2 protein-coding genes and 1 pseudogene are annotated in these 1,748 nt (G+C 58.9%); 2 read left to right on the forward strand and 1 reads right to left on the reverse strand.

What is annotated here, in order from left to right; translation table 11 throughout:
• A pseudogene (locus tag K5E37_RS29315) lies at positions 1-541 on the forward strand (hypothetical protein); the annotation flags it as partial.
• A 57-nt stretch (positions 542-598) separates the two neighbouring features.
• Here the strand turns inward: K5E37_RS29315 and K5E37_RS29320 are convergent.
• Complete coding sequence (locus tag K5E37_RS29320; protein WP_085603990.1) at positions 599-868, reverse strand: PepSY domain-containing protein; 270 nt, start codon at positions 866-868, stop codon at positions 599-601.
• A 154-nt stretch (positions 869-1,022) separates the two neighbouring features.
• Here K5E37_RS29320 and K5E37_RS29325 point away from each other — a divergent pair.
• Positions 1,023-1,748: FecR domain-containing protein (locus K5E37_RS29325; protein WP_221535831.1), on the forward strand; the 726-nt coding region annotated here is incomplete at its 3' end.

Here is a 1,748-nt window from a genome sequence, read left to right on the forward strand (position 1 = left end):
CGATGGCGACCAGCAGAACAAGGTCCATTTCACCCAGCACTTTTTTGACCAGGACCTGGGGGACTACGTGCCCGTCACTGCGCCTGGATTTGATATCGACGGCCACGCACAAGCCGAAACCCTGATCCACGAACTCGCCCATCAACTGAGCAACGCCTGGGATATCGCAACCGTACGCGGGCGAGAGCCTTTCTGTGACCTGATTTCGTCCGTGACACCCGACGGCGCCAAGCTGCTCCAGGAGTTGCAGGACGAACGAAGAATGGCGCTTTCACTGGCCACTCCCCGGGCGCAATTGTTTGCGGAATGGAACCCGGAGCGCGCGGTCTGGATTGACTTTGACAGAATTCCCGAAAAAGAGGCCACGGCCGCGGAGATATTCAGGCAAACGCACAGCACCACCATGAACGGGGCGCGCAATGCGTTCATGGATCAACAAACATCGGATGCCCGCGTCGGTGTCATCTTGCACAACGCCGATTCGATCGCGCTGCTGATCTGCGAAGTGGGCCGGCAGCTGGAAGTTGCATCGTCCCCTTGATCCACACAAAAAATGCGCAGGCTCGATACCTGCGCATTCCGTTCAACCGCGTTGAATTCAATCCTTCCGGTCACGAAGGACATTGCCCGATGCGCCGTCGATACGGAATTCGTACACCACGCCATCAGCCTTGCGCCCTTCCCCTTTCCAATAGCCGTTGTTGTCGGCCTCGATCTCGTAGACCTCGACATAACCGGCCTTGGTCTTGACGATCTCGATGGCTTTTTCGATGGTGATCCATCCAGCGCCCGGGCGGTCGGCCAGCGCCGCACCGGCACTAAGGAGACTGGCGGTTGCGACGAAAGCGGCCAAGGTTCTTTTGATCATTTTTTCACTCCATTTATGATTAATGTTCGCGGGACGTCCTGTTTTTTGGGGCGTCTGAGGGAAAAAAAGTTCCAAGTTTGATGGGTAAATGCCATGACGGTTGTTCTCGACACCTCCCCCCCAAGGTTAGAATGCGGGAAATCAGGATGAGTCAATGACCCAGAACACCCTCTCGGAAGCCGAATACGATGCGATCACCGATGCCGCCGCGCATTGGTGCATGCGTCTGCACGCCGTCGACTGCACCGCCGAAGAGCGGCTGGCGTTCGAACAATGGCGCGATGCACACCCGCTTCACGCGTTCGAGTATGAGGCGATGCTGGAAATCTGGGACGTGGCTGAACACTTGCCGCGCCCGGAACCCGCACCGGTTGTGCCGATTCGCCAACCCGTCAGCTCATGGCGCCAGTACGCCGTTGCGGCGTCTGTCTGCGCACTGGCCTTGCCACTGGCGGCCTGGGCCGGCTGGAACCTCGGCTGGCTGCCCAACAGCTATCAGCATTTCGCGGCCACCGATAACGTCCGCCATGTCACCCTGGGTGACGGCAGTCAGGTCGAACTGAACCTCAACACCGAGCTGACCTACAGCAACTTCAAGGACGAACGCCGCGTCACCCTGAAAAAAGGCGAGGCGTTCTTTGAAGTCAGCCACGACCTGAGCCACCCGTTCATTGTCAGGGCCGCCGAAGGCAGGATTCGCGTCACCGGCACCCGCTTCAACGTCTGGATGTATGAGGATCAGGTGAAGGTCAACCTGATCGAGGGTTCCGTGCTGGTCACCAGCAATTCCCGACTGGCCGGTGACGGCTTGCGTCTGGGGCCCTCGATGCAGGCGCGCTACAAGCACGGCGACGACATGCCGCAAATCAGCCAGACCTAC

This window comes from Pseudomonas sp. RIT778, from assembly GCF_019718735.1.
Taxonomy (GTDB): Bacteria; Pseudomonadota; Gammaproteobacteria; order Pseudomonadales; family Pseudomonadaceae; genus Aquipseudomonas; species Aquipseudomonas aphyarum.